Here is a 24,103-nt window from a genome sequence, read left to right on the forward strand (position 1 = left end):
GGTCAGAACTTTCGTGTCACCGCCGCGGTCGCCAGGGCGACGAGGCCCTCGCGCGCGGGCTCGAACAGGTCGGCGGCGGCCAGCGCGGCCAGGGCCAGGTCGAACTCACGGCGAATCTCCTCCTCGACGGCCGCACGGGCCCCCGAGGCGTCGATGATCTCGCGGGCACGCGCCACGCCGTCGGCGTCCAGGTCGGGGTTGCCGAACAGGCCCGCCAGCTCGGACGCCTCGGCCTCGCCCGCCCGCCCGAAGGCCTCGGCGGCCAGCAGGGTGAGCTTGCCGACGCGCAGGTCCTCGCCGGAGTCCTTGCCCGTCAGCGACTCGTCGCCGTAGATGCCGAGCACGTCGTCGCGGTACTGGAACGCGCGGCCCAGCGGCTGGCCGAACGAGGTGAGCGCGCCCAGCTGGGCGGCGTCCGCCCCGGCCAGGGCGGCGCCCAGCAGCAGCGGCCGGCGGATCGTGTAGGAGGCCGACTTCCACGTGACCACCGTCCTGACCAGGTCGGCGAGCTGCTCGCGCCCAACGTCGGTGCGGCTGATCGTGTACGGGTCGCGGGCCTGGGCCAGCACGTCGAGGTACTGCCCGGCGGTCACCTCGGTGCGCACCGCCTCGAGGTGCGGACGCCCCCGGTCCAGCTGGGCCGGCTCCAGGCCCGAGCGGCGGAACATCTCCTCCGACCAGACCAGCAGCAGGTCGCCGAGCAGGATCGCACCGGCGCGCCCGAACTGCTCGGGGTCGCCGCGCCAGTCGGCGTCGCGGTGGTCGGCCTCGAACTGGCGGTGCGCGGCCGGGACGCCACGACGGAAGTCTGAGGCGTCCATCACGTCGTCGTGCATGAGGGCCGACACGTGCAGCACGTCGAGGGACGCCGCGGCCGTGGACACCGCCTCGGGCAGGTCGAGGCTGCCGGCGACCGCCGCGTAGGCCCACGCGCAGAACGCGGGGCGGAGACGCTTGCCGCCGCGGGTGAACAGGCGGGCGCGCTCGAGCAGCGGCGCGGTCGCCGGGTGGATGTCGGCCAGGACGGGGGCCTGGGCGTCGAGGAACGTGTCGATCGACCCGGCCACCGCGGCGCGGAAATCGTCGGACACAGGGTTGGCGCTGACCAGTCTGACCACGCTGCGAGCCTACCGGCGGCCCGCGGGGGCGGCTGAACTAGGGTGGCCGACATGCCCGAGACGATCGTCGACCGACTGCGCTCCAGTGACGGTCCGACGTTCAGCGTCGAGTTCTTCCCGCCCTCCGACGACGCGGGCGTCCTGCAGCTGATCGGCACGGTCGACCAGCTGCAGGGGCTGCAGCCGGACTGGGTCTCGGTGACCTACGGCGCGACGGGCGCGAGCCGGTACAAGACGTTCTCGGCGGTGGGCGCGATCCGTGGCCAGACCGCCGTCTCGACCATGGGGCACCTCACCATTGCGGGGCAGAGCGCCGCCGAGGTGGTGCGCGCCATCCAGGCCTACGAGCGGCTCGGCGTCACCCACATCCTCGCCCTGCGCGGCGACCCGCCGTCGGGCGGCCGGTTCGCGCCGCACCCCGAGGGCCTGCGCACGGCCACCGACCTCGTGCGGCTGGTGAAGTCGCTGGGTGACTTCACCGTCGGCGTCGCCGCGTTCCCCGACGGCCACCCCGAGGGCGACCTCGACCTCGACGCGCGGATCCTGCTCGCCAAGGAGCAGGCCGGCGCCGAGTTCGCCATCACCCAGCTGTTCTTCGACCCGGCCGCCTACGTGTCGCTGGTCGGACGCTTCCGGGCCTTGGGCGGCACCATGCCGATCATCGCGGGCATCATGCCGGTGACCGTGCCCAGCCAGATCGAGCGGTTCGCCGGCCTGTCGGGCTCGGCGATGCCGGCCGACTTCGAGGCGCGGCTGCGCGCGGTGGCCGACGACAAGGCGGCGTTCCGGGCGGTCGGCATCGACCTGGTCACCCAGCTGTGCCGCGACGTGCTGGACGCCGGCGCCCCCGGCCTCCAGTTCTTCACGCTCAACCGGTCGACCGCGACCGCCGAGATCCTGGGCCGGCTGCGCGCCGAGGCCTGAGCCGCGTCAGACGGGGAGGGCCATCTCGAGGCTCTCCCACACGGCGTCGCCCACACGGGTCTCGCGCACGCCGGTATCGACGAAGCCCAACGTGCGGTACAACGCCAGCGCGCCCGTGTTGGTGCGCCACACGCCCAGGGTGACGGTGCGCACGCCGGGGAGGGCGGCCGCGGCCTCGACCAGCGCGACCATCAGCGCCCGGCCCCAGCCCTCGCCCCGCCGGGACGGGTCGACGAGCACGCGGCCGACCCGGGCGGTGGTGGCGTCGACGCGGCGCACCGAGCCGATGCCCACGAGCCGGTCGCCGTCGTGCAGCGCGTGGGCCGCCCAGCCCTCGGGCCCCGGCTCCAGCAGGGACGCCGGGTCGAGCGGGTACGCCAGGCGCGGTCCGGCGAAGACCAGGACGTCCTCGGCCGAGGCCACCCAGCGGGCCGCGTCCGCGGCGTCCGAGGGGGTGGCCGGGACGAGCGGGACCGGGACGGGCGGACCGGGGACGGACCCGCTCACTCCTCCGGACGCCACGCGCCCGGGCCGCCCACGTCGAGCGTGACCAGCATCTGCGTGGCGCGGGTGAGGGCGACGTAGAGGACGCGCACCCCGCCGGGGCTCTGCTCGACGACCTCATCCGGGGAGACCACCACGACCGCGTCGTACTCCAGGCCCTTGGCCTCGAGCGGGGACACGAAGATGACGCGGGCCAGGTTGGCCGGGTTCATCCGGGTCGACAGGCGCGGGGGCAGGGCGGTGCGCAGGTGGTCCAGCCGCGACGGGGGAGCGATGACACCCACCGTGCCGCCGACCGAATCGGTGAGGCGGTCGACGATGCGGACCAGGTCGCTGACCAGCGCCGACTCCGACGTGTGCAGCAACTCCGGCTGGTGGCCGGTCGAGCGCACCGCGCGGGGCAGGTCGGCCTTGGGGAAGTGCGCCTTGACCACCTTGGCGGCGAGGTCGAACACCTCGGCCGGGGAGCGGTAGTTCACCGACAGCCGGAAGTCGCGGTGCGGGGCGGTCCCGATGAGGTCGCGGACCGCGCGGCCCACCTCGTCGAGGTCGGGCCACGAGCTCTGGGCGAGGTCGCCCACGATCGTCCACGACGCCTGCGAGCCGCGGCGGCGCAGCATCCGCCACTGCATGGGCGTGATGTCCTGGCTCTCGTCGACGAGCATGTGCGCGTAGGTCTCGTGCCGGTCCTCGCGGAAGTCGTGCTCGACGGTGCGGGCCAGCCGGTCGGCCGTGGTGACGAACTCGGTGACGTCGGCGCCGCCCTCGATGAACAGCGACGGGCCCGCGTCGTGGTCGATCGGCTCGGGGCCGAGGATCGCGACGAGCTCGTCGAGCAGGGCGGTGTCGGCGACGGTCCAGTCGGCGTCCTCGCCCTCGTGGGCGTAGGAGGCGGCGAGCAGCGCCTGCTCGGTCGCGTCGAGGACGCCGTCGGCCGCCCGCGCGGTGACCCGGGGGTCGACGAGCCGGCGCAACACGCCGGTCGCGGACAGCGCCGGCCACCAGGCCTCGACGAACTCCTGGTAGGCCGCGGAGTCGGTGATCAGCTCGGGGATCGCCTCGGGGTCGACGTCGACGTCCTCGGGCACCTGGGTCACCAGGGCGGCGACGAGCGCCTTCTCGGCGGACTCCCGCGCCAGGTTGACCCGCTGGTGGGCCAGCACGCCGGCGCGGATCCGGCCCAGCTGGTGGGCGTCCAGCTTCAGGACGTTGCCCTTGACCGTGACGAGCAGGGAGGGGGCGGGGGCGTCCGGGTCGCCCAGGGGCAGGTTCACGAGGTTCTTCAGCACCCCGACCATGCGCAGGCTGCCCTTGACGAAGGCGGTGTCGGCGTCGTCGACCCGGTCGGCCGACAACCCGTCGAGCACGTCGGAGGCCACCTGGCCGATGGCGCGCAGGGTCACGGAGTCCTCACCCAGGGAGGGCAGCACCCGCTCGATGTAGTTCATGAACACCGGGCCTGGGCCGACGACCAGGATGCCGCCGCGCTCGAAGCGCCGGCGGTTGGAGTAGAGCAGGTAGGCGGCGCGGTGCAGGGCGACCACGGTCTTGCCGGTGCCCGGGCCACCGCTGATGATCGTCACGCCCGGGTACTCGGCGCGGATCGCGAGGTCCTGCTCGGCCTGGATGGTGGCGACGATGTCCTTCATCCGGGTGCCGCGCGACCGCGACAGGGCGGCCATGAGCGCGCCCTCGCCGATGATCGGGAGGTCGTCGGTGTTGGCCTGCGCGTCGAGCAGGTCGTCCTCGATGCCGATGACGCGGTCGTTGCGGCAGCGCAGCACGCGGCGGCGCACGACGTCCATGGGCTGCTGGGGGGTGGCGCGGTAGAACGGCTCGGCGGCGCGGGCGCGCCAGTCGATCACGAGCGGCTCGTACTCCTCGTCGCGCACGCCGATGCGGCCGATGTAGCGGACCTCGCGCTCCTCGGGCTCCTCCAGGTCGAGGCGGCCGAACACGAGCCCCTCGTGCTCGGCGTCGAGGACGGCCAGCCGCTTGGCGGCCTGGAAGGTGAAGGCGTCGCGCTCGAAGAGGGCGGTGCCGTCCTCCTCGCGGACCCACGTCTCGCGGTTGGACCGGAAGATCTCCTGTCCGCTGGCCGCTGCGCTGCGGGCCGACTGGGTCGCTTCCTCGAGGCGGGCGTACACGGCGTCCACGTGGGCCTGTTCGTGGGCCAGTTCGTGGGCGAGCAGTTCAGGTTCGTTCAAGGTGGAGTTTCCCTTGTCTGGTTTCGACCAGAGGCCAACACTACTCCCCTCAGCGGGCGAGCGCCTTGTTCGTCGGCCGGATGTCGTCGCCCGTGAGGTACTCGTGCGCCGCGTAGGTCGCCAGCGCGCCCGACAGCAGCTGGGCCCACGGCTCCGAGCCGCCGGGCGAGGACGCCGAGGCGTGGAACCAGCCCGGACGCCGCGGGTCGCGCAGGGCGGGGCGCGCCAGCAGCTGGTCGGGGAACGAGTCGCGGCGGCTCCAGCGGGAGGGGCGGTGCCAGGCCACGCCCGGGTCGACGGTGTCGACCACCGCGTCGGCGCCCTCGGTGGCGGCCGCGTCGGGGGTGAGGGTCACACCGCGCTCGGCCAGGCGGTCCTCGAGCACGTCGACGAGCCCGGACGCCGGGGCGGGTCGGCCCTCGGCGTCCTGCAGGCGCCACCGGCCGAAGGTGCGCTCGACGGCCAGCCGGGAGGAGAACCACGCGGGGGCCGCGGCGGGCTCGAGGCCCCGCGCACGGGCCACGGCCCGGACCCGTTCGGCCAGGACCGGGTGGTCCAGCGTGCGGGCGACGTCCTCGAGGCTGCGGCGCGGGTGGAGGCCGGCGCGGGCGACGGCGTCCGGGGTCAGCTCGGCCTCCAGGCCGAGGGGCCGCACGGCCTGCCAGATGTCGTCGGCGGCGTCCACGAGGTCGCGCCAGGCGCGGGCGGCCGACTCGCCGAGGGCGTCCACGTCGGCGTACCAGGTCGCGGCGCGCTCGGTGGGCGGGCCGTCGGGGTCGGCGACGAGGTCCAGGCCGTGCAGTCCGAGCGCGCCGGCGGCGGGTCGCCCCGACTTCTTGAACAGGTCGCGCCACGGGGCCGGGAAGTCGAGGGTGTCACCGAGCGCCGCGCGCATGGCCGCCGCCCCACCGGGGGTGTCGACGAGGGTGACGTCGTGGCCGACCCGGGCGAGGCGCACCGCGGCCGCGACGCCGGCGAGGGTGCGGCCGACGACGGTGACGTGGCCCATCAGGCCGGGGCCGGGTTCTTGCGCCGGCTCAACCAGCGTTGGTAGGCCAGCCAGCCGCGCCGGATCCTGGTCGCGTTCGCCCACAGGGCGAGCAACCCGAGCACGAGGAGCACCGCGACCACGATGGCCGCAGCCACGGGGGCCAGCGCGACGAGGGTGGCCACGCCGGTCACGGCGACGTCCCCGGCCGCCGAGGCGGCGACGTTGGTGAAGGGCTCGGGGGAGGTGTTCACCGCCAGCCTCAGGCCGGCCTTGGTGAGGTGGCTGACCAGGGCGGTGATGCCACCGACCGACGCCAGCGTGATGGTGGCGAGGTCGCCGGTCGCGCCGGCGTAGATGGCGCCGATCGCGGCGCCGGCGATGGGCCGGATGACGGTGGAGATGGTGTCCCACGCGCTGTCGATGTACGGGATCTTGTCGGCGACCAGCTCGATCGCGCACAGGACCGCCACGATGATGAGGACGTCGGTGCGCTGGAACCCGGCGGGGATCCCCTCGATGCCGGCGAACCGGCCCAGCACCCCGAGCACGAGCACGGTGCCCCACGCGTTGATGCCGCTGGCCCAACCCGAGGCGAACGCGGCAGGAAGCATCTCCATGGCGATCAGGGTAGCGACTACGGTGATGCACGAGGCCCGCCCACCCGGGTGGGCCATGACCCCCGGGAGGCCGGACCCCATGGGCAATGCGCTCGAGTTCATCAAGGGCGTCGACAAGTTACACGCCTTCTACACCGAGCACGTGCGGATGCTGGCGCACGCCTACGACCTGACCGACGAGGAGGCCGCGCGGGTCCTCGACAACTACGACTTCCGCAACGTCGCCCGGTCCATCCTCCGGCCGCCGCGCGTCGACGTGATGGACGACACCTTCAAGCAGCAGTGAGCCGCCTGCGGGCGCTGGCCGGGGCCTGCGCCCTCGGCCTCGCGCTGTCGGGGTGCGCGCCCACGCCGCCGTCGGGTCCGGTCGCGTCGCCGACCCCGGGAATCCCGTCGCCGACCACCGTCGCCCCCGCGCCGTCGCCGACGGCGAGCCCGGCCCCGCCCGGCTGGACCGTGGAGACGTGGTCGAACAACGACCCCGCCCTGCCGGTGCACCTCCAGTGGCCGGTGGTGCCGGGCGCGACCGCGCTGAACGCGATGCTGGCCGAGGACATGGACGCCCGTGCCCGCGCCTTCCTGGCCGACTCGGTGCCCAACCCCGAGGTACCGCCCGAGCTGAGCGGCACGTGGGAGACGGTGCTGGACGCCCCCGCCTGGGCCGGCGTCCGGGTCGACCTCTATGAGTTCGCCGGGGCGTCGGGGCGGGCGTCGACGTCCGTGCTCTACGGGGAGAAGCTGTCGGGGACCGCGCTGCGCTCGGTCGACCTGCTGGCCCCGACCGCGCGGCGCACGGCGGTGGACGCCGTGGTCGCGGCCCTGCGCGCCGACGGCCACGAGGTGCTCGACGACCTCGCCGACGCGCCCGACCTCGAGACGCGCCTGTTCGACGACGTGGTGGTCGGCCCGCGGGGCGAGCTCGTCGTCCGGGTGGGCGAGGGGCTCGTGCTGCCGTTCAGCGAGGGCGTCGTCGACGTCACGCTCGCCCCGTCCGTCGCCGAGGGGGTGCTGTCCGAGCAGGGCCGCGACCTCCGCGACGCGGTGGTCGGCCTGGTCGGCCCGGCCTCGCCCACGCCCACGCCAGCGGCCCCGGTGTCACAGCGGCCCGCGGCGTCCGTGGACTGCGCGGTCGTGGCGTGCGTGGCCCTGACCTTCGACGACGGGCCGGGCAAGGAGACCGGGCGGCTGCTGGACGACCTGGCCGCCGCGGGCGCGCCGGCGACGTTCTTCGTGCTCGGCACCTCGGTGCGGGCCCACCCCGACCTGGTCCGCCGGATGGCCGCCGAGGGCCACGAGGTCGGCACCCACACGTGGTCGCACAAGCAGCTGACCAAGCTCGGCGAGGAGGGCCAGCGCCGGGAGGTGCAGCGGGGCGTCCGGGCCGTGGAGGAGGCCGGGGTGACGCCGACGGTGTTCCGGCCCCCGTACGGGTCCTACAACGCGACCACCCGGAAGGTCGTGGGGGCGCCGATGATCCTGTGGGACGTCGACACCCTGGACTGGCGGACGCGGTCGACCGACGCGACCGTCGCGTCGGCCGTGGGCGACGCGAGGGCGGGCTCGATCGTGCTGATGCACGACATCCACGCCCCGACTGTGGACGCCGTCCCGCGCGTGGTCGCCGGCCTGCGCGAGCGCGGGTTCACGCTGGTGACCGTGTCGCAATTGCTGGGCCCGCAGGAGCCCGGATCGGTGTCGTCGCGACGCCCTTGACGGATTGTCGGAGGCCGCTCGTATAGTGGTGATCCCTTCGAACGCATGTTCGAAAGTGGTCTCGCGGAGGTGGTCATGCGGCGGTACGACGAACCGATCGCGGTGCGGTCGGGCGAGGTGGGCGGCGAGCCCGCCCCGGTGGAGTTCCTGTGGCGGCGCCGTTACTGGCGGGTGCTCGACGTCGAGAGCCGGTGGCGCGAGACGGCCGACTGGTGGAGCCGGCCGTCCGAGGACCTGCTGGCCGAGTCGGAGGTGTTCCGGGTGGTGGCCAGCGCCGGGCGCACCAGCCTGCCGGGGGTGTACGAGCTGGCCCACCCGGTCGCCGGCGAGGAGTGGTTCCTGCGGGCGGTGGTGGACTGATGTCGGCCGACCCCACCCGGGCCTGGCAGCTCGCCGAGCTGCTGTTCGACGACGTCGCCGCCGCGCTGGCGGCGGCGGAGGACGCGGTGCGCCCGGCCGAGCGCTACCTCGCCGCCCACCGGGCCGCCCTGCGGGTGGCCGCGGGCGTGCTGGCCCGCCGGCGGCCGCGGCTGCGCGAGCGGCGCCCCATCTGGACGGTGGTGGCCCAGGTTGCGCCCGAGCTGGGCGAGTGGGCCGAGTACTTCGCGATGCTCCAGCTGAAGGTCGAGGCGGTGCAGGCCGGCGCGGTCGGGCTGGTCACCGTGCGCGAGGCCGACGACCTGCTGCGCGACGCGCAGGCGTTCGCGGCGGCCGCCCATGACTGACCCCTTCGTCCACCTGCGCGTGGCGTCGGGGTACTCGTTGCAGTACGGCGCCTCGCACCCCAGCGTGCTGGTCGAGGCCGCCGCCGGCCACGACATGGACACGCTGGCGCTGACCGACCGCGACGGGCTGTACGGCGCGGTCCGGTTCGCCAAGGCGTGCATGGCCAGCGGCGTCGCCCCCGTCGTGGGCGCCGACCTTGCCGTCGAGGGCGCCGGGCGGGCGGTGGTGCTGGCCGAGTCGCGGCGCGGCTGGGGGTCGCTGTGCCGGCTGGTCACGGCGACGCACGCCCGCGGCGAGCGGGGGGCACCGGTCACGACGCGGTCGCTGGTGGGGGAGCACCGCGACGACGTGGTCGTCGTGCTGGGCCCCGACTCCGACCTCGGGTCGGCGCTGGTGGCCCGCGACGAGCGCCGCGCCGAGGCGGCGCTGCGCGGGTGGCTGGAGGTGGTCGAGGCCCACCAGCTCGTCATCGGGGTCACCGACCACCACCTCGCCGGCGCCGGGGTCGGCAGCGCGCGGCTGGCCGGGCGCATGCTGGCGTTCGCCGACGCGCACGGGGTGGCCGGGGTGCTCACCAACGCGGTGCGCATGGCGCGCAAGTCCGACGCCCCCGTCGCCGACGTGCTGGACGCCGCCCGTCGCCTCGTGCCCCTCGACGTCCGCAACGTCGACCGGCGCAACGCGGAGGGGTACCTCAAGTCGGGGAAGGAGATGCTCGCCACCGTCGAGGAGGTCACCCTGCTCGCCGGGCGCCGCGACCCCGCGAGGCTGGTCGCCGACACCCGCCACCTGGCCCTGCGCTGCCGGCTGGACCCGGTGGCCGACCTCGGCATCGGCGAGATCCACCTGCCCGAGTTCCCGGGCGGCATCGCCGAGCTGCGGGCCCGGTGCGAGGCGGGGCTGGGGGCCCGCTACGCCGCACCCGCGGCGTCCACGGTCGACCGGCTCGACGACGAGCTGGCCGTGATCGAGCAGATGGGGTTCGCCGCCTACTTCCTCACCGTGGCGCAGGTGGTCGACAGCGTGAGGGAGATGGGCATCCGGGTGGCCGCGCGCGGGTCGGGGGCCGGCTCGCTGGTCAACTACTGCCTGGGCATCTCGGGGGTCGACCCGATCGCCTACGACCTGATCATGGAGCGGTTCCTGTCCCCGCTGCGCCGGGCGCTGCCCGACATCGACATCGACGTCGAGTCCGCGCGCCGGCTCGAGGTGTACGACCGGGTGTTCGCCGATTTCGGTGCCGACCGCGTGGCGGCGGTGGCGATGCTGGACACCTACCGGGTGCGGCACGCGATCCGCGACGTGGGGGCGGCGATGAGCCTGCCGCCGGGCGACATCGACCAGATCGCGAAGTCGTTCCCGCACATCCGCGCGCGCGACGTGCGCCACGCCCTGCGTGAGCTGCCCGAGCTGCGCCGGGCCAACCTCGGCGACGAGCAGCTGCGGGTGCTGTTCGAGCTCGTCGAGGGGCTCGACGGGCTGCCGCGGCACGTGGCGCTGCACCCGTGCGGGGTGATCCTGTCGGATGCGACGCTGGGGGAGCGGACGCCGGTGGAGTCGTCCTTCGGTGGGTACGCGATGAGCCAGTTCGACAAGGACGACGTGGAGGACCTGGGCCTGCTCAAGCTCGACATCCTCGGCATCCGGATGCAGTCCTCGATGGCGCACGCCCTCGACGAGATCGAACGGGTCGACGGCGAACGCATCGACATCGACGCGCTGGCCCCCTACGACGACCCGGACGTGTACGCGATGATCTCCCGCGCGGAGACCATCGGCTGCTTCCAGATCGAGTCGCCGGGCCAGCGGGAGTTGGTCGGCAAGTTCTCGCCGAGCGAGTTCAACGACCTCGTCATCGACATCAGCCTGTTCCGGCCGGGGCCGGTGAAGTCCGACATGGTGGTGCCGTTCCTGCGGGCGCGCAACGGGTGGAGCGAGGCGACCTACCTGCACCCCGACCTGGTGCCGGCGCTGGCCGAGACGCGCGGGGTGATCGTGTTCCACGAGCAGGTGATCAAGGTCGTCGCCGTCATGACCGGGTGCTCGCTGGCCTACGGCGACGAGGCGCGCCGGGCGCTGGGCTCGCCCGAGGGGCAGGAGGACGTGCGGCACTGGTTCTACCCGGCTGCCCGGGCGCAGGGGTACGCGGAGGCGCTGATCGACGACGTGTGGGCGATCCTGGTCTCGTTCGCCTCGTTCGGGTTCTGCAAGGCGCACGCGGCCGCGTTCGCGCTGCCGACCTACCAGTCGGCATGGCTGAAGTGGCACCACCCGGCCGCCTTCGTCTCCGGGCTGCTCACCCACGACCCGGGCATGTACCCCAAGCGGCTCATCCTCGCCGAGGCACGGCGCATGGGCGTGCCCGTGCTGCCGCTGGACGTCAACGCGTCCGGCGAGGTGTACCGGGTGGAGGCGGCGGAGGGCGACGGCACCCTGGGCGTCCGGCTGGCCCTGACCGACGTGAAGAACATCAGCGCCGCCGAGGTGGAGCGCATCGTGGCCGGCCAGCCGTACGCGGGGCTGGTCGACTTCTGGCAGCGGGCGCGACCGGGCTCCGACGTGGCCGAGCACCTCGTGCTGGCCGGGGCGTTCGACGCGCTGTACGGCATCGGGTCGGTGCGCGGGCCGGGCGCGCGGGGGCGGGTCACCCGGCGCGACCTGCTGCTCACCCTGGCCGACCTCGAGCGCCTCGACCGGGTCGACGCCCGCGCCCACGGCCGGGCGCGCGGGCTGGGGTCGGGCGGCGCGACCGGCCACCAGGCGGTGCAGCTGGCCCTCGACTTCACCGAGCCGGCGACCTGCGACGTGGTGGTCTCCGGGCTGCCCGAGATGACCGCCGAGGAGCGGATGGCCGCCGAGCTGGCCGTGCTGGGCATGGACGCCACCCGCCACGTCATGGAGGACCACCGCGAGTTCGTCGAGGCGATCGGGGTGACGCACGCCGATGAGCAGATGAAGCGGCGCAGCGGCAGCCGCCTGCTCGTGGCCGGGGTGAAGGTCGCCACCCAGACCCCGCCGGTGAAGTCGGGCAAGCGGGTGGTGTTCCTCACCCTCGACGACGGCACCGGCCCCGTCGACCTCACCTTCTTCGAGGACGCCCAGGGCCCCTTCGCCACCACCGTGTTCAACTCCTGGCTGCTGGTCGGGGTGGGGGAACTGCGCCGCACCGGGGCGCGGGGCGTGTCGTTGCGGGCGCTCGGCGCCTGGGACCTGCTGCACCTGGAGGCCCTGTGGCGCTCGACGCTGGAGGCGACCGGCGACCCCCGGGCGGCGGTGGCCGCGGTGCACGAGCTGGTCGACGCCGACCTGGCCGCGCGGGCGGCGGCCGTGGCGGAGGGGGAGCGCGCGCGGGCCGACTGGAACGCCAGGGCCCAGGACCGGCCCTACGCCGACGGCGACGGCGGGTCGCAGGGCGAGCGGGCCCGTCGGCGCGCCGACACCGAGCACGCCGGCGCGGCCGGCGGCATGGGGCAGCGCCGGGTGCTCATCCACCCCAGCGGGTTCGTGCAGTCGCCCTACACCGACGTGGCGCCGGCGGGGGAGTCGCCGCGGTCGGTGCCGAGGAAGTTCGCCGACCCGGGCCGCAAGCTGTGGCACTCCAGCCCGGGGTCCTCGGGCCGCTGAGCGTTTTGTCGGAGGCCCGGCCTACCATGGATTTCGCAGGGGTGTTCGAATCAAAGGAGGGGTCATGCCGGTCATCGCACACGTCGACATGGATGCCTTCTACGTCGCCGTCGAGCTCCGCAGCCGCCCCGAGCTGCGGGGGCGCCCGGTGTGGGTGGGCGGCGCCCACCGCGGGGTGGTGCTGTCGGCCTCCTACGAGGCGCGGGCCTACGGGGTGGAGGGCGGTATGTCGTCCACGCGGGCCCGCCGGCTGTGCCCCGACGCGGTCGCGATCTCGCCCGACTACGACGCCTACGAGGCGGCCTCCGACGGGGTGTTCGCGATCTTCGACACGATCACGCCGCACGTCGAGCGGGTCAGCCTGGATGAGGGCTTCCTCGACATCACCGGCACCCGGCGCCTCCTGGGCGAGCCGGCCGAGGTGGGCGAGCTCATCCGCGCGCTGGTGGCCGACGAGCAGGGCATCCCGTGCTCGGTGGGTCTCGGGCCCACCAAGCTGATCGCCAAGATGGCCTCCAACAAGGCCAAGCCCAACGGGCTGCACCAGGTCCCGCCGGGGGAGGTGGTGCCGTTCCTGCACCCCCAGCCGGTGGAGAAGATCTGGGGCGTGGGGCCGTCCACCACCGAGAAGCTGAACAAGCTGGGCCTGTACACGATCGCCGACCTGGCCCACACCCCGAAGTCGACGCTGCAGCGGGCGTTCGGGGCCCGGGCGGGTGGCGAGCTGTGGGAGTTCGCGTGGGGCATCGACGGCCGCCGCGTGGTGGCGACCGAGCCCGGCGACCGCAGCGTGGGCAGCCAGGAGACGTTCGGCAAGGACACCGACGACCTCGACCAGGTCCGCACCGAGCTGCTGCGCACGGCCGCCCGGGTCGCGTCCCGCATGCGGATGGCCCGGGTCGTGGGGCGCACGGTGACGCTCAGCCTGCGGTTCGCCGACTTCCGCACCGTGCAGAAGTCGCTGACCCTGCCGTACCCGACCGATGCGACCGACGAGGTGTACGCGGCGGCGGTCCGCCTGTTGCGGGCGTTCCGGCTCGAGCGCCCGCGACTGCGGCGCATCGGCATCCGGGTCGAGCACGTGCTGGACGCCGACCAGGTGTCCACGCAGCCCGCGCTCGACGAACCCGAGCGCGGCTGGCGCGAGGCGGAGCGGGCCGCCGACGCCGCGATCGCCCGGTTCGGGCCGCACGCCGTCTCGCGGGCCAGTCTGGCGAGACGCGCCGGTTCCGTTTGAGGCGCGCGACGCCTACACTTGTCCCACGCCCGTCGACCCGGGTCCAGTCCCAGAGAAGGGAGGCGCGATGGCACTGTCCGACAAGGAGCAACGTCTGCTCGAGCAGCTCGAGGCTGCCCTCGCGGCTGAGGATCCGAAGCTGGCCAACACCCTGCGCGGCACCACCACCCGCACGTTGCACCGGCGCCGCGCCGCGATCGCCGGCCTGGGCTTCGTGATCGGCCTGGCCGCCCTCATCGGTGGCATGCAGCTCTCGATCTTCGTCAGCGTGATCGGTTTCGTGGTCATGCTCGTCTCGACCGTCGTCGCGCTCAGCTCGTGGCGCGTCGTCGAGACCGAGGCCCAGTCCCGGGGCCGGGCTCCCGACTCGGCGCTCACCGACCTCGACGACCGGTGGCGGCGCGACGAGGGCTTCTGACCAGCTCCTCCGAACAACCAGTCAGGAACGCGCGGCCCTCCGGGGGCGCGCGTTCCGCCGTTGGTGGCTCTGTGCCTGGGCGCGGGCCTGTGCCGTCAGGGCGGCGGTGACGGCCGCCACCTCGTCGGCCCACGTGCCCGGCAGGTCGTAGTTCTCGCTGCGGTCGAACAGGGCGCGCTCGGACGCCGCGGCGAGACCGCGCAGGGCCTCGGCCGCGCGCTCGTCCCCGCCCAGCGACGGGACCAGGCGCTCGGCCGCGAAGCGCGGGGAGCCGTCGGGCCAGGACAGCCGCAGGTCGCCCACGACCTCGCGGACCTCCTCCCACGCCGAGAGGGTGTCGACCCGGGCGTCGCCCGTGCCGGCCAGCCGCTGGGTGCGGCGGCGCGCTCGCAGCACCCGGGGGGCCAGGAGGGCGCTGAGGCCCAGCAGCCCGACGACGAGGGCCACGACGAGCCACGGCAGCAGGGTGGTCACGACCTCCTGCGCGGGCGGGACCGGGGTGGCCGTCGGCTCGGGAACCTCGGGCTCCTCGGGCACGGTGGGGTCGATGGTCGGCTCCTCGACGCCGGGTTCCGGCGCCGCGCTCTCGGGGGGCGCCTCCGCCCCACCCGTCCCCGGGGCGCCGTCGCCGCGCGACGGCGTCGGCTCGAACGCGACCCAGCCCAGGCCCTCGAGCCACAGCTCGGGCCAGGTGTGCAGGTCGCGGGCCGTCACCGCCCAGGCGTCGCCCTCCTGCACACCGGGCACGAAGCCGACGGCCATGCGGGTCGGGATGCCCAGCTCGCGGGCCATGATCGCCATCGCACCCGCGTACTGCTCGCAGTACCCGGTGCGGGAGTCGAAGAGGAAGTCGTCGATGGTGGCCAGGCCGTCGCCCGTGCCCGTGCTCGGGGCGGTGGAGTAGGTGAAGCGGTCCGAGCGGAGGAAGGCCTCCAGCGCCTGGGCCTTGGCGCCCGGCGTCGGGGCTGCCTCGGTCACCTCGTGGGCCAGCTCGCGCACCCGCATCGGCAGGTCGTTGGGCAGCGAGGTCGTGAGCTCCCGGTCGGGGGCCCCGCCGGAACCCGCCTGCCCGATCGTGGCGGCGTCCGGTCGCACCTCGAGGCTGGTCACCTCGTAGCTGATGCCCTCGGTGGCGGTCCCACGCTCGGGCCCGGCCATCGCCATGACGTCGAGGGTGTCGAGGGCGAACCCCCACTCGCCGGGCGCGTCGAACGAGGTCGGGGCGTACGGCACCGGCAGCCACTCGCTGGCGAACTCGCCCACCTCGATGCGGGTGGTGCGGCGCTCGCCCGGCGGTGAACCGGGCGGGGCGGGCATCCGGCCGGTGGCGACCCGCACGTCGGACAGCGCGAAGCCGCCGGCCGAGAGGGCCGGCAGGGACGCGAGCTTGAGGTAGGTGCCCCCCGGGCTGTCGGTGGTGTAGCGGATCACCACGTCGTCGGACCCCTGCACCAGGTTGCGCTTCAGGTCCAGCGACGGGTCGCTCATCTGCAGCGGCTCGGACGCGCTGCGCGGCTCGAAGGTCGGCACGAACCGCGCGGTGACCCAGGTCAGGCCGATCGCGCCGGCGGTCAGGGCGAGCACGACGAGCCAGGCAGTGGCCCGCCGGCCGGGGCGGGCGTTGGCGCCCCAGGGGCTCGCCGCCGCCAGGACCAGGGCGATGCCGGCGGCCAGCAGCACGAACTCGCTGAAGATCGTGGGCGTGGTCAGCCCCAGCGCCACGACCAGGTGCAGCGCGACGAGCGGCGCGATCGCCCACGCGGGCCGCTCCCAGGTGATGGCGAGCCAGTCCGCCAGGACGGCGACCAGGGCCACGCCGGCCACGATGAGCAGGGACGCCCCCGGGTTGGGGAACAGCGGCGCCGCGCTGTCGCGGAAGAAGTCGAGGCCCTGGCCGGGGAGCTCCGGGAGCCGGCGCACCTGCTCGCGGCCGTGCAGGAGCCACACCCCGGCCCAGGTCGCCGCGGCCACGGCCACGAGTTGGGCCGCGAGCACCACGTAGGGCGGCAGCCGGAAGCGCCGGGCCGCCCAGCCGATGGCCAGCACGGCGACGATCGCGAGGGCCGACCACTGGAGGACGGCGTGGTGCCGGGTCATCTGCGCCCACGGCAGCAGCTGCAGGGGGAGGGCGACGGCGAGCGCGAGGCCCACCCGGGTGTCGAAGCTCATGCGACACCCCCCGACGCCGACTCCCAGACCCCGGCGAGGTCGGCGTCGACCGACACCTCGTGCACGGTCCAGCCGTGGTCGACCAGGATGGCCCGCCCGTCCTCGAAGGCCGGACGCGCCGCGGGTCGGGGGGCCACCACCAGCACCAGCCGGCGCTGGCGGGAGGCAGTCGTGGCGGCGAGCAGGTCGGCGGTCCCGCGGTCGAGCAGGCCGACCAGCGCGACGAAGAGATGCTCGGACGTGGCCTGCGCCATGCGCACGGTGGCCTCGTGCAGGTCGAGCGCGGCGCTCACCTGCACGTCGACCAGCGGGTCGAGCCACTCGGCGCGGGCCGCGGGTCGGTCGGCCGCGACGTCGTGGCGGGTCCCGCTCGCGTCGACGAGCGTGACCGTGTAGCCGTCGGCGAGCAGGCGCAGGCCCACGGACGCCACCGCGGACACCAGCCACTCGAAGGTCGGGCGCTCCCCGCGCTCCTCGTCGTGGACGCCGGCGCGCGAGTCGAGCATCACCCAGGCCGTCGGGTCCCAGGCCGCCTCCTCGCGGCGCACCATGAGCGTGCCGCTGCGGGCCGTGGACGGCCAGTGGATGCGCCGGACGTCATCGCGCGGCTGGTACTCGCGGACCATGGCGTCGTCGGGGCCGGAGATGGCCGTCTGCGGGATCGGCGTCTCGCCGGTCGCGCCGTAGGCGCTGGCGCGCGCCGGGGGCAGCGGCACCACGGCGGGCGTGACCACGAAGGGCGTGGGCTGCGGCAGGCGCACGGTGTGCACCCAGAAGCCGAGGAGGTCGCTGAACCGGATCCGGAACCCGTCCAGCGTGTACCGCCCGCGGTGACGCCCGCGGATCGGGTACGTGGTGCCGGTGGCCTGCCCCGCCCTCGAGGCCTCCAGGCGCGCGTGGTGGGGGGTGCCGAGGCGGTGGCCCGGGTCGTCCTCGGCGACGACCGTGCCCGCCGGGCTCGGGCGCGTGACCCGCGCGACCGTGTGCACGGTGGCGGGCTCGCCGGCGCCGACGACCGGCGGGGTGATGGTGCGCTCGACGGTGAAGTGGGGCCGCAGCACCAGCACCGTCAGCAGCGCGAGCAGGGGGAGCAGGACGAGGAACAGGGCCGGCCACACGACGTCCTGGTTGCCCAGGGCGACGCCGAGGGTCATCAGCAGCGCACCGCCCACCCAGAGGGCGAGCGTGCGCGGGGTGGGCGTCGGCAGGGACCTCATGCGCTCCCTCAAGTGCGGCGCGGGGTCGGGATCGCCGCGACGATCGAGGCCAGCACGTCGGCGGTGGAGGCCTGCGACGTGTGGGCGCGGTGGCTCAGCAGGACGCGGTGGGCCAGGACCGGCACGGTGAGCACGTCCACGTCCTCGGGGATGACGTAGCCGCGGCCCTGCATGGCGGCGCGCGCCCGGGAGGCCCGGAGCAGCTGCAGGCTGGCGCGCGGCGAGGCGCCCAGGCGCAGGGAGTCGGAGGTGCGCGTGGCGGAGACGATCGACACCACGTAGTCCTTGAGCGCCGAGTGGACGAAGACCTCGCCGACCTGGCGGCGGGCGGCGAGGATGCCCGCGGCGTCGGTCACGGGGCGCAGGTCGTCCAGGGGGTTCCTGGCGCCGTGGTGCTCGAGCATGTCGAGCTCGGCGGCGCGGGTCGGGTAGCCCATGGAGATGGACGCCATGAACCGGTCGCGCTGCGCCTCGGGCAGGGGGTAGGTGCCCTGCATCTCGATCGGGTTCTGGGTGGCGAACACCATGAACGGGCTGGGGAGCTCGTGGGTGGTGCCGTCGACGGAGACGCGGGCCTCCTCCATCGCCTCGAGCAGCGCCGACTGGGTCTTGGGCGAGGCCCGGTTGATCTCGTCGCCGATGACGATGTTGGCGAACACCCCGCCCGGCTTGAACTCGAAGCCGCGGGTCTGGGGGTTGAACACCGACACGCCGGTGATGTCGCTGGGCAGCAGGTCGGCCGTGAACTGGATCCGGCGGACGGAGCAGTCGATCGAGCGGGCCAGGGTGCGGGCGAGCATCGTCTTGCCGACGCCCGGAACGTCCTCGATGAGCAGGTGGCCCCCGGCGAGGAGGACGACCAGCGCCATCTCCACGGCGTCCGGCTTGCCCTCGATCACCGCCCCCACGGAGTCGCGGAGGCGCTGGGCCAGCCCGGTCACCTCGGTCACGTCGACGGCTGTGGTGTTCGTGGTCACCCACGCCACCCTACCGGCCGCCCGATCCCGTCACAGGGGCTGCCGACACCGAAAAAGGGGGCGTGCCGTTGCCTCGGGTGGGGGAGAGTGGGTTAGAGTGGGGCGAAGTGGAGGAACAAGGCGGCCGAAGGGAGGGGTCCCGATGTTCTTGGGCACCCATTTCCCCAAGGTGGACGACAAGAACCGCTTCGTCCTCCCGGCGAAGTTCCGTGAGGAACTCCGTGGCGGACTGGTGATCGCCAAGGGGCAGGAGCGCTGCCTGGCGATCTACACCGTCGAGGAGTTCCAGCGGCAGGCGCAGGCGGCGATGAGCGGTCCCTCGACCCTGAGGGGGATCCGTGACTTCCAGCGCATGTTCGCCGCGGGTGCCTCACAGGAGGTGCTCGACAGCCAGGGGCGCGTGACGATCCCGCCGGTCCTCAGGGGCTACGCGGGGCTGGACAAGGAGATCGCCGTGATCGGTGCGTTCAACCGGGTTGAGGTCTGGGACCTCGCCGCCTGGGAGGCGTACCAGGCCGCGCAGGACGAGGAGTTCGCGCGGATGGACGAGGAGATCTTCCCGGGCGGGGCGACCCGCCTGCAGGACTGAGGCAGGAGCCCTGCCGTGAGGCTTCGACCCGGTCGGACCCCCTGACACCACTTCCCCGGTGCCAGGTGGTCCTCCCGGATCGAAACCCCTCAGCAGGGACGAAGGAGGAGCAGGCATGGTGCAGGCCGTCGAGGCGGGACACGTTCCCGTCATGGCCGCGCGCATCGTCGAACTGCTCTCCCCGGCGCTGGCCGACGGGGGCACCTACGTCGACTGCACCCTGGGCCTCGCCGGCCACGCACGGATGATCCTCTCCACTTCCCCCCACGCCCGCCTGGTCGGCATCGACCGGGACGCCGACGCGCTGGCCATCGCCCGCGAGCGCCTCGCCGAGTTCGGCGACCGCGTCGCCCTCTACGAGGCCGTCTACGACGAGCTCCCCGACGTCCTGGCCGAGGACGGGACGCCGAAGGTGCAGGCGATCCTGGCCGACCTCGGGCTCTCCAGCCTCCAGATCGACCGGCGCGAGCGCGGCTTCGCCTACTCCGTCGACGCCCCGCTCGACATGCGCATGACGCAGGCCTCCGGCCCCACCGCCGCCGACGTCGTGAACACGTACGGCGAGCGCGAGCTGACCCGCATCCTGCGCACCTACGGCGAGGAGCGCTTCGCCGACCGCATCGCCCGGGCCCTGGTCCGCGAGCGCGCGGCGACCCCGTTCACCACGTCGGCGCGCATGGTGCAGGTGATCTCGGACGCCATCCCCGCGGCCGCCCGCCACACGGGTGGCCACCCGGCCAAGCGCACCTTCCAGGCGCTGCGGATCGAGGTCAACCGCGAGCTCGAGGCCCTGGAGGGCCTCCTGCCGGCGGCGTTGGACGCACTCGCGCCCGGCGGCCGCCTCGCCGTGCTGTCCTACCACTCCCTGGAGGACCGCCTGGTGAAGCAGTCGTTCGCCGCGGCGTCCACCGACACCGCCCCGCGCGGCCTGCCCGTCGTCCCGGTCGAGCACCGGGCCGCCTTCCGCCTGCTCACCCGCGGTGCCGAACGTCCCAGCCCCGAGGAAGAGGCCGACAACCCCCGCGCGGCGTCCGCACGCCTGCGCGCGACCGAACGACTCCAGGAGGTGGCGGCGTGACCGCGTGGCAGACCATCCGTGAGACCCCCCGGCGGATCGGTGAGGCGGCCAGCCAGGCCCGCCCGCAGCTGCGGGGCATCATCAGCCCGCCCCGGCGCCTGTCGCCGGTCACCTTCGCCGTGCTCGTGGTCGGCATCGTCGTCTCCGGCATGGTGGGCATGCTCGTGCTCACCACCGTGCTGCAGAACCAGGCCTTCGAGGTGCGCGACGCCCAGCGGACCGCGAGCGAGCTCGGCTACCGGGCCTCCGACCTCGAGGCGCAGGTCAACCGCGTGAAGGCCCCCGAGTCGCTCGGCCTGCGCGCGACCGAGCTGGGCATGGTGCCCAACCCGCACGCGGTGTTCATCGACGTCAGCTCCGGCGAGGTGCTCGGCGAGCCCATCGCGGCCCGCGGCGACGAGATGCCCTCGCTGAAGGTCCGCCCGGGCAGGGTGGCCCCCGTCGAGCCGGCCGAGGGTGAGGCTGCGCCCGTGGATGGCGCCGCCCCGGCGGAGGGCACCACCCCCGAGGAGGGTGCCGCCGCGCCGGTCGACCCGGCCCAGGCCGAGGCCCCCGCCGAGGGCGTGCCCGCCGACCAGCCGCCGGCCGGTGAAGCGCCGGCCGAGCCGATCCCCGCCGACGCCACGGGAGGCCAGGGATGAGCCGTCCGACCCCGCGCCGCAAGCCGGCCCGCGTCTCGGGCCGTGCCCGCATGGCGGCGACAGCGTTCCGCCTGCGCGTGCTCGTCCTCGCCGTCGCGATCCTGTTCTCGGTCGCGGCGGCCCGCGCCGTGCAGATCCAGGTGGTCAGCGCGGAGGCCATGGCCTCCGAGGCCGCCCAGCGCATGACCGTCGCCCGCGACGTCCCCGCCCAGCGGGGCACGATCACCGGCCGCGACGGCCAGGTGCTCGCCCTGACCGAGGCCACCGTGAACGTGATCGCCGACCCGTCGATGATCTCGACCAACGGCAAGGAGCCCGAGGCGATGCGCGAGTCCGACCGCGCGAAGGCGGCGGTCGCCCCGACGGAGATGGCCGCGATCATCGCCGCCCACACGGGTGTCCCGGCCGAGGAGGTCGAGGCGAAGCTGCGCACGGCGACGACGTCGAACGCCAAGGGCGAGACCGTCCCGGTGAAGTACACGATCCTGGCCCGCCAGGTGCGCTCCAGCGTGTGGGTCGAGTTGAACGCCGCGCTCAACGAGGGCAAGTACGTCGGCGTGTTCCGCGAGTCCAACCCCAAGCGCGTGTACCCGATGGGCAGCGTGGCCAGCAACATCGTCGGCTTCATGAGCGAGGGCAAGGGCCGCACCGGCCTCGAGTCCGCGCAGGAGGACGCGCTGGCCGGCACGAAGGGCCGCGAGCAGTTCGAGACCTCGCCGAACGGCCGTATCCCGCTGGGCAACCAGACGCTGACGCCCGCGGTCGACGGCAAGGACTTCCAACTGACCATCGACGCCGACCTCCAGTGGATGGTCGAGCGCCGGCTGGCCGAGCGCGTCGACGAGGTCGGCGGCAACTGGGGCGTCGCGATCGTGCAGGACGTCGAGACCGGCGAGCTGCTGTCCCTGGCCAACTACCCCTCCTACGACTCCAGCAAGCCGGGGGACGCCGAGCCCGGCGACACCGGCAACCGCGCGGTCACCGCCATGTACGAGCCCGGTTCGGTGCAGAAGGTGCTCACCCTCGCCTCGCTGCTGGACGCCGGCCTCACCACCCCCGACCGCACCTACGCGATCAAGGACACCGTCAAGGTGGGCGAGCACACCGTGCGGGACGCGTTCAAGCACGGCGACATCGACATCACCACGCGCGGCATCCTGGTCAAGTCGTCCAACATCGGCGCGATCACCGCGGCCCGCGAACTCGAGCCCGCCCAGCTGCGCGACTACATGGCCGGCTTCGGCCTCGGCCAGAAGACGACGCTCGGCCTGCCCGGCGAGCAGCCCGGCAGCCTGCCCGGCGCCGGCATGCCGCAGTTCCAGGCCGACTCCATCGCCTACGGCTACGGCTTGTCGGTGACATCGTTGCAGATGGCCTCGGCCATCTCCGCGGTCGCCAACGACGGCGTCTACACCGCCCCCTCGATCATCAAGGCGACCGGTGACCACGGGGGTCCGCTCGTCCCGGTGGCCGCGCCCGAGACGCACCGTGTGGTCTCGGAGGAGGCCGCCCGCGCGACCGTCGAGATGATGGAGCAGCGCACGCTCGACAGCGAGGCGCAGCTGAAGATCCCCGGCTACCGGACCGGCACCAAGACCGGCACCGCCCGCCTGCAGGCGGCCACCGGCGGCTACGCCGGCCAGGTGGCCTCGATCGTCGGCGTGGCACCCGTCGAGGACCCGCAGATCCTGGTCTACGTGCTGATCGCCCGCCCCGACACCCTCGGCGCCGGCCTCGGCATGGCGGGCCCGGTCTACCGGGACATCATGTCGCTGGCCCTGCCACGCTACGGCGTGCAGCCGAGCAACGACGTCGACCAGGCGAAGCTGCCCCTCTTCAAGGAATGATGCCTTCCGTGACGTCCGACCCGAGCGCCCTGCGGCCCTCCGCCGCACCCGGACTGCCCCTGGCACACCTGCTGCCGGGGGCATCAGGTGTCCTCACCGGCGTGGCCTTCGACTCCCGTGCGGTGGCCCCGGGCGACCTCTACGTCGGGCTGCCGGGGGCGCGGGCGCACGGCGCCTCCTTCGCCGCCCAGGCCGCGGCCGCCGGGGCGCTGGCCGTGCTCACGGACGCCGCAGGTGCAGCCCTCGCCGAGCCCGCCGGCCTGCCCGTCCTGACCGTCGACGACCCGCGGGCCGCGATGGCGCCGCTGGCCGCCGACGTGTACGGGCGTCCGGGGGAGGCCCTCGACCTGTTCGCCGTGACCGGCACCAACGGCAAGACCTCCACCGTGTTCCTCCTCGAGGCCGCGCTGGCCGCCCTCGGCCGCACGGTGGCCACGATCGGGACCATCGGGTTCCGGGTGGCCGGGCGGCCCCTCGAGGTGGCCCGCACCACCGTCACCACACCCGAGGCGCCCGACCTCCAGGCCCTCCTCGCGGTCCTGCGCGAGCGGGGGGCCGACACCGTCGCCATGGAGGTCAGCAGCCACGCGCTGGCCCTCCACCGCGCGGACGCCCTCACCTTCGACGCCGCCGGCTTCACCATGCTGGGCCAGGACCACCTCGAGTTCCACCACACGCTCGAGGAGTACTTCGCGGCGAAGGCCCGCCTGTTCGTCGACGGGCGCACCCGCGCCGCCGTCGTGAACACCGACGATCCCTGGGGGCGTCGCCTCGCCGCCCTCGCCCGCGCCGACGGCACCCGGGTGGTCACCACGCTGGCCGCCGACGCCGACCTGCGCGTGGTGGTGGCCGAGCCGCTGCCCGATGGCGGATCCCGCGTCCGCCTCGCCCACCCGGGCGGCGAGACGGTCTTCGACCTCTCCATGCTGGGCAGCTTCAACGTCGCGAACGCCGTCACCGCGCTCGGCCTCGTGCACGCGGCCGGCCTCGACGTGGACGCCGCGGCCGCCGGGCTCGCCGCGGCCCAGGTCCCGGGCCGGATGCAGCGCGTCGACCTGGGGCCGGACGCCCCGCACGCCGTGGTCGACTTCGCCCACACCCCGCAGGCCGTGGCCGCCGCCCTGGCGGCGCTGCCGCGCACCGGACGCCGCATCGCCGTGCTCGGCGCCGGCGGCGACCGCGACCCGAGCAAGCGCGGCCCGATGGGGCGCGCCGCCGCGGAGGCGGCCGACCTGGTCGTCGTCACCGACGACAACCCGCGCAGCGAGGAACCGGCCGCGATCCGGGCCGCCGTGCTGGCCGGTGCCCGGGAGGCCGGAGGCGCCGAGGTCGTCGACGGCGGCGACCGCCGCGCCGCGATCGCGCGGGCCCTGCGCCTGGCCCGGCCCGCCGACTGGGTGGCGGTGCTCGGCAAGGGCCACGAGACGGGGCAGGACGTCGCCGGCGTCATCAGCCCGTTCGACGACGTCGCGGTGATCCGCGAGACCTGGGGGGAGTGACGTGGAA

21 protein-coding genes are annotated in these 24,103 nt (G+C 74.4%); 13 read left to right on the forward strand and 8 right to left on the reverse strand.

The features are described from left to right. Nucleotides 1-2: 2 nt before the first annotated feature. Entirely contained in the window at nt 3-1,118 is a 1,116-nt protein-coding gene (locus J4N02_RS05500; protein WP_188332679.1) for a polyprenyl synthetase family protein, read from the reverse strand. Between the two features lie 51 nt (nt 1,119-1,169). Between J4N02_RS05500 and J4N02_RS05505 the strand changes: the two genes are divergently transcribed. Beyond that, nucleotides 1,170-2,042, forward strand: a complete 873-nt coding sequence (locus J4N02_RS05505; protein WP_188332680.1) for a methylenetetrahydrofolate reductase — start codon at nt 1,170-1,172, stop codon at nt 2,040-2,042. 6 nt (nt 2,043-2,048) lie between these two features. Here J4N02_RS05505 and J4N02_RS05510 read toward each other — a convergent pair whose 3' ends face one another. From J4N02_RS05510 to J4N02_RS05525, 4 genes are read right to left on the reverse strand one after another with little or no spacing between them, the layout of a single operon-like run. Beyond that, complete coding sequence (locus tag J4N02_RS05510) at nt 2,049-2,549, reverse strand: N-acetyltransferase (RefSeq protein WP_182814569.1); 501 nt, start codon at nt 2,547-2,549, stop codon at nt 2,049-2,051. Next, the gene (locus tag J4N02_RS05515) at nt 2,546-4,753 is read right to left on the reverse strand and encodes a UvrD-helicase domain-containing protein (RefSeq protein WP_188332681.1); all 2,208 of its coding nucleotides are present in this window, start codon (nt 4,751-4,753) and stop codon (nt 2,546-2,548) included. Before J4N02_RS05515 ends, J4N02_RS05510 begins: the two co-directional genes overlap by 4 nt. 49 nt (nt 4,754-4,802) lie before the next feature. Then, complete coding sequence (locus J4N02_RS05520) at nt 4,803-5,762, reverse strand: hypothetical protein (RefSeq protein ID WP_188332682.1); 960 nt, start codon at nt 5,760-5,762, stop codon at nt 4,803-4,805. Then, on the reverse strand, nt 5,762-6,361 hold the full coding sequence (locus tag J4N02_RS05525) for a DUF4126 domain-containing protein (RefSeq protein ID WP_188332683.1): 600 nt from the start codon (nt 6,359-6,361) through the stop codon (nt 5,762-5,764). The genes J4N02_RS05520 and J4N02_RS05525 overlap by 1 nt, the downstream gene beginning before the upstream one ends. A 79-nt stretch (nt 6,362-6,440) precedes the next feature. On the opposite strand from J4N02_RS05525, the gene J4N02_RS05530 reads away from it, so the two are divergent. The 7 genes from J4N02_RS05530 (at nt 6,441) to J4N02_RS05560 (ending at nt 14,079) form a co-directional block, all read left to right on the forward strand. Next, nucleotides 6,441-6,647, forward strand: coding sequence for a hypothetical protein (locus tag J4N02_RS05530; RefSeq protein ID WP_182814573.1), 207 nt, complete (start codon nt 6,441-6,443; stop codon nt 6,645-6,647). After that, the gene (locus J4N02_RS05535; RefSeq protein ID WP_182814574.1) at nt 6,644-8,074 is read left to right on the forward strand and encodes a polysaccharide deacetylase family protein; all 1,431 of its coding nucleotides are present in this window, start codon (nt 6,644-6,646) and stop codon (nt 8,072-8,074) included. The genes J4N02_RS05530 and J4N02_RS05535 overlap by 4 nt, the downstream gene beginning before the upstream one ends. A gap of 75 nt (nt 8,075-8,149) precedes the next feature. Further along, the gene (locus J4N02_RS05540; protein WP_188332684.1) at nt 8,150-8,434 is read left to right on the forward strand and encodes a DUF6504 family protein; all 285 of its coding nucleotides are present in this window, start codon (nt 8,150-8,152) and stop codon (nt 8,432-8,434) included. Then, the gene (locus tag J4N02_RS05545; RefSeq protein WP_188332685.1) at nt 8,434-8,799 is read left to right on the forward strand and encodes an SAV_6107 family HEPN domain-containing protein; all 366 of its coding nucleotides are present in this window, start codon (nt 8,434-8,436) and stop codon (nt 8,797-8,799) included. Before J4N02_RS05540 ends, J4N02_RS05545 begins: the two co-directional genes overlap by 1 nt. Next, nucleotides 8,792-12,424 carry a DNA polymerase III subunit alpha gene (locus tag J4N02_RS05550; RefSeq protein ID WP_188332686.1) on the forward strand — a complete coding sequence of 1,211 codons (3,633 nt, stop codon included), beginning with the start codon at nt 8,792-8,794 and terminating at the stop codon, nt 12,422-12,424. The genes J4N02_RS05545 and J4N02_RS05550 overlap by 8 nt, the downstream gene beginning before the upstream one ends. Before the next feature lie 64 nt (nt 12,425-12,488). Continuing rightward, nucleotides 12,489-13,661 carry a DNA polymerase IV gene (dinB, locus tag J4N02_RS05555; protein WP_188332687.1) on the forward strand — a complete coding sequence of 391 codons (1,173 nt, stop codon included), beginning with the start codon at nt 12,489-12,491 and terminating at the stop codon, nt 13,659-13,661. 67 nt (nt 13,662-13,728) lie between these two features. Next, nucleotides 13,729-14,079: a DUF3040 domain-containing protein gene (locus tag J4N02_RS05560; RefSeq protein WP_182814579.1), complete on the forward strand. Its 351-nt coding sequence runs from the start codon at nt 13,729-13,731 to the stop codon at nt 14,077-14,079. A gap of 21 nt (nt 14,080-14,100) precedes the next feature. Here J4N02_RS05560 and J4N02_RS05565 read toward each other — a convergent pair whose 3' ends face one another. From J4N02_RS05565 to J4N02_RS05575, 3 genes are read right to left on the reverse strand one after another with little or no spacing between them, the layout of a single operon-like run. Next, nucleotides 14,101-16,248: a DUF3488 and transglutaminase-like domain-containing protein gene (locus J4N02_RS05565; protein ID WP_188332688.1), complete on the reverse strand. Its 2,148-nt coding sequence runs from the start codon at nt 16,246-16,248 to the stop codon at nt 14,101-14,103. Beyond that, nucleotides 16,245-17,465 (reverse strand): DUF58 domain-containing protein, encoded by a 1,221-nt coding sequence (locus J4N02_RS05570; protein ID WP_188332689.1) that lies wholly within the window; start codon nt 17,463-17,465, stop codon nt 16,245-16,247. Before J4N02_RS05570 ends, J4N02_RS05565 begins: the two co-directional genes overlap by 4 nt. 8 nt (nt 17,466-17,473) lie before the next feature. Then, a complete protein-coding gene (locus tag J4N02_RS05575) occupies nt 17,474-18,442 on the reverse strand; it encodes a MoxR family ATPase (protein ID WP_243760881.1) in 969 nt (322 codons plus the stop codon). A 142-nt stretch (nt 18,443-18,584) separates the two neighbouring features. Between J4N02_RS05575 and mraZ the strand changes: the two genes are divergently transcribed. The 5 genes from mraZ (at nt 18,585) to J4N02_RS05600 (ending at nt 24,096) form a co-directional block, all read left to right on the forward strand. Next, complete coding sequence (gene mraZ, locus J4N02_RS05580) at nt 18,585-19,031, forward strand: division/cell wall cluster transcriptional repressor MraZ (protein WP_182814582.1); 447 nt, start codon at nt 18,585-18,587, stop codon at nt 19,029-19,031. Between the two features lie 115 nt (nt 19,032-19,146). Continuing rightward, nucleotides 19,147-20,109, forward strand: a complete 963-nt coding sequence (rsmH, locus tag J4N02_RS05585; RefSeq protein WP_188332690.1) for a 16S rRNA (cytosine(1402)-N(4))-methyltransferase RsmH — start codon at nt 19,147-19,149, stop codon at nt 20,107-20,109. Continuing rightward, the gene (locus J4N02_RS05590; RefSeq protein ID WP_188332691.1) at nt 20,106-20,750 is read left to right on the forward strand and encodes a hypothetical protein; all 645 of its coding nucleotides are present in this window, start codon (nt 20,106-20,108) and stop codon (nt 20,748-20,750) included. Before rsmH ends, J4N02_RS05590 begins: the two co-directional genes overlap by 4 nt. Next, nucleotides 20,747-22,597 carry a penicillin-binding protein 2 gene (locus J4N02_RS05595; RefSeq protein ID WP_188332692.1) on the forward strand — a complete coding sequence of 617 codons (1,851 nt, stop codon included), beginning with the start codon at nt 20,747-20,749 and terminating at the stop codon, nt 22,595-22,597. Before J4N02_RS05590 ends, J4N02_RS05595 begins: the two co-directional genes overlap by 4 nt. Continuing rightward, a complete protein-coding gene (locus J4N02_RS05600) occupies nt 22,594-24,096 on the forward strand; it encodes a UDP-N-acetylmuramoyl-L-alanyl-D-glutamate--2,6-diaminopimelate ligase (protein ID WP_375539331.1) in 1,503 nt (500 codons plus the stop codon). The genes J4N02_RS05595 and J4N02_RS05600 overlap by 4 nt, the downstream gene beginning before the upstream one ends. The last annotated feature ends 7 nt before the right edge of the window (nt 24,097-24,103 follow it).

Source organism: Propioniciclava sp. MC1595 (genome assembly GCF_017569205.1).
Classification (GTDB): Bacteria; Actinomycetota; Actinomycetes; order Propionibacteriales; family Propionibacteriaceae; genus Propioniciclava.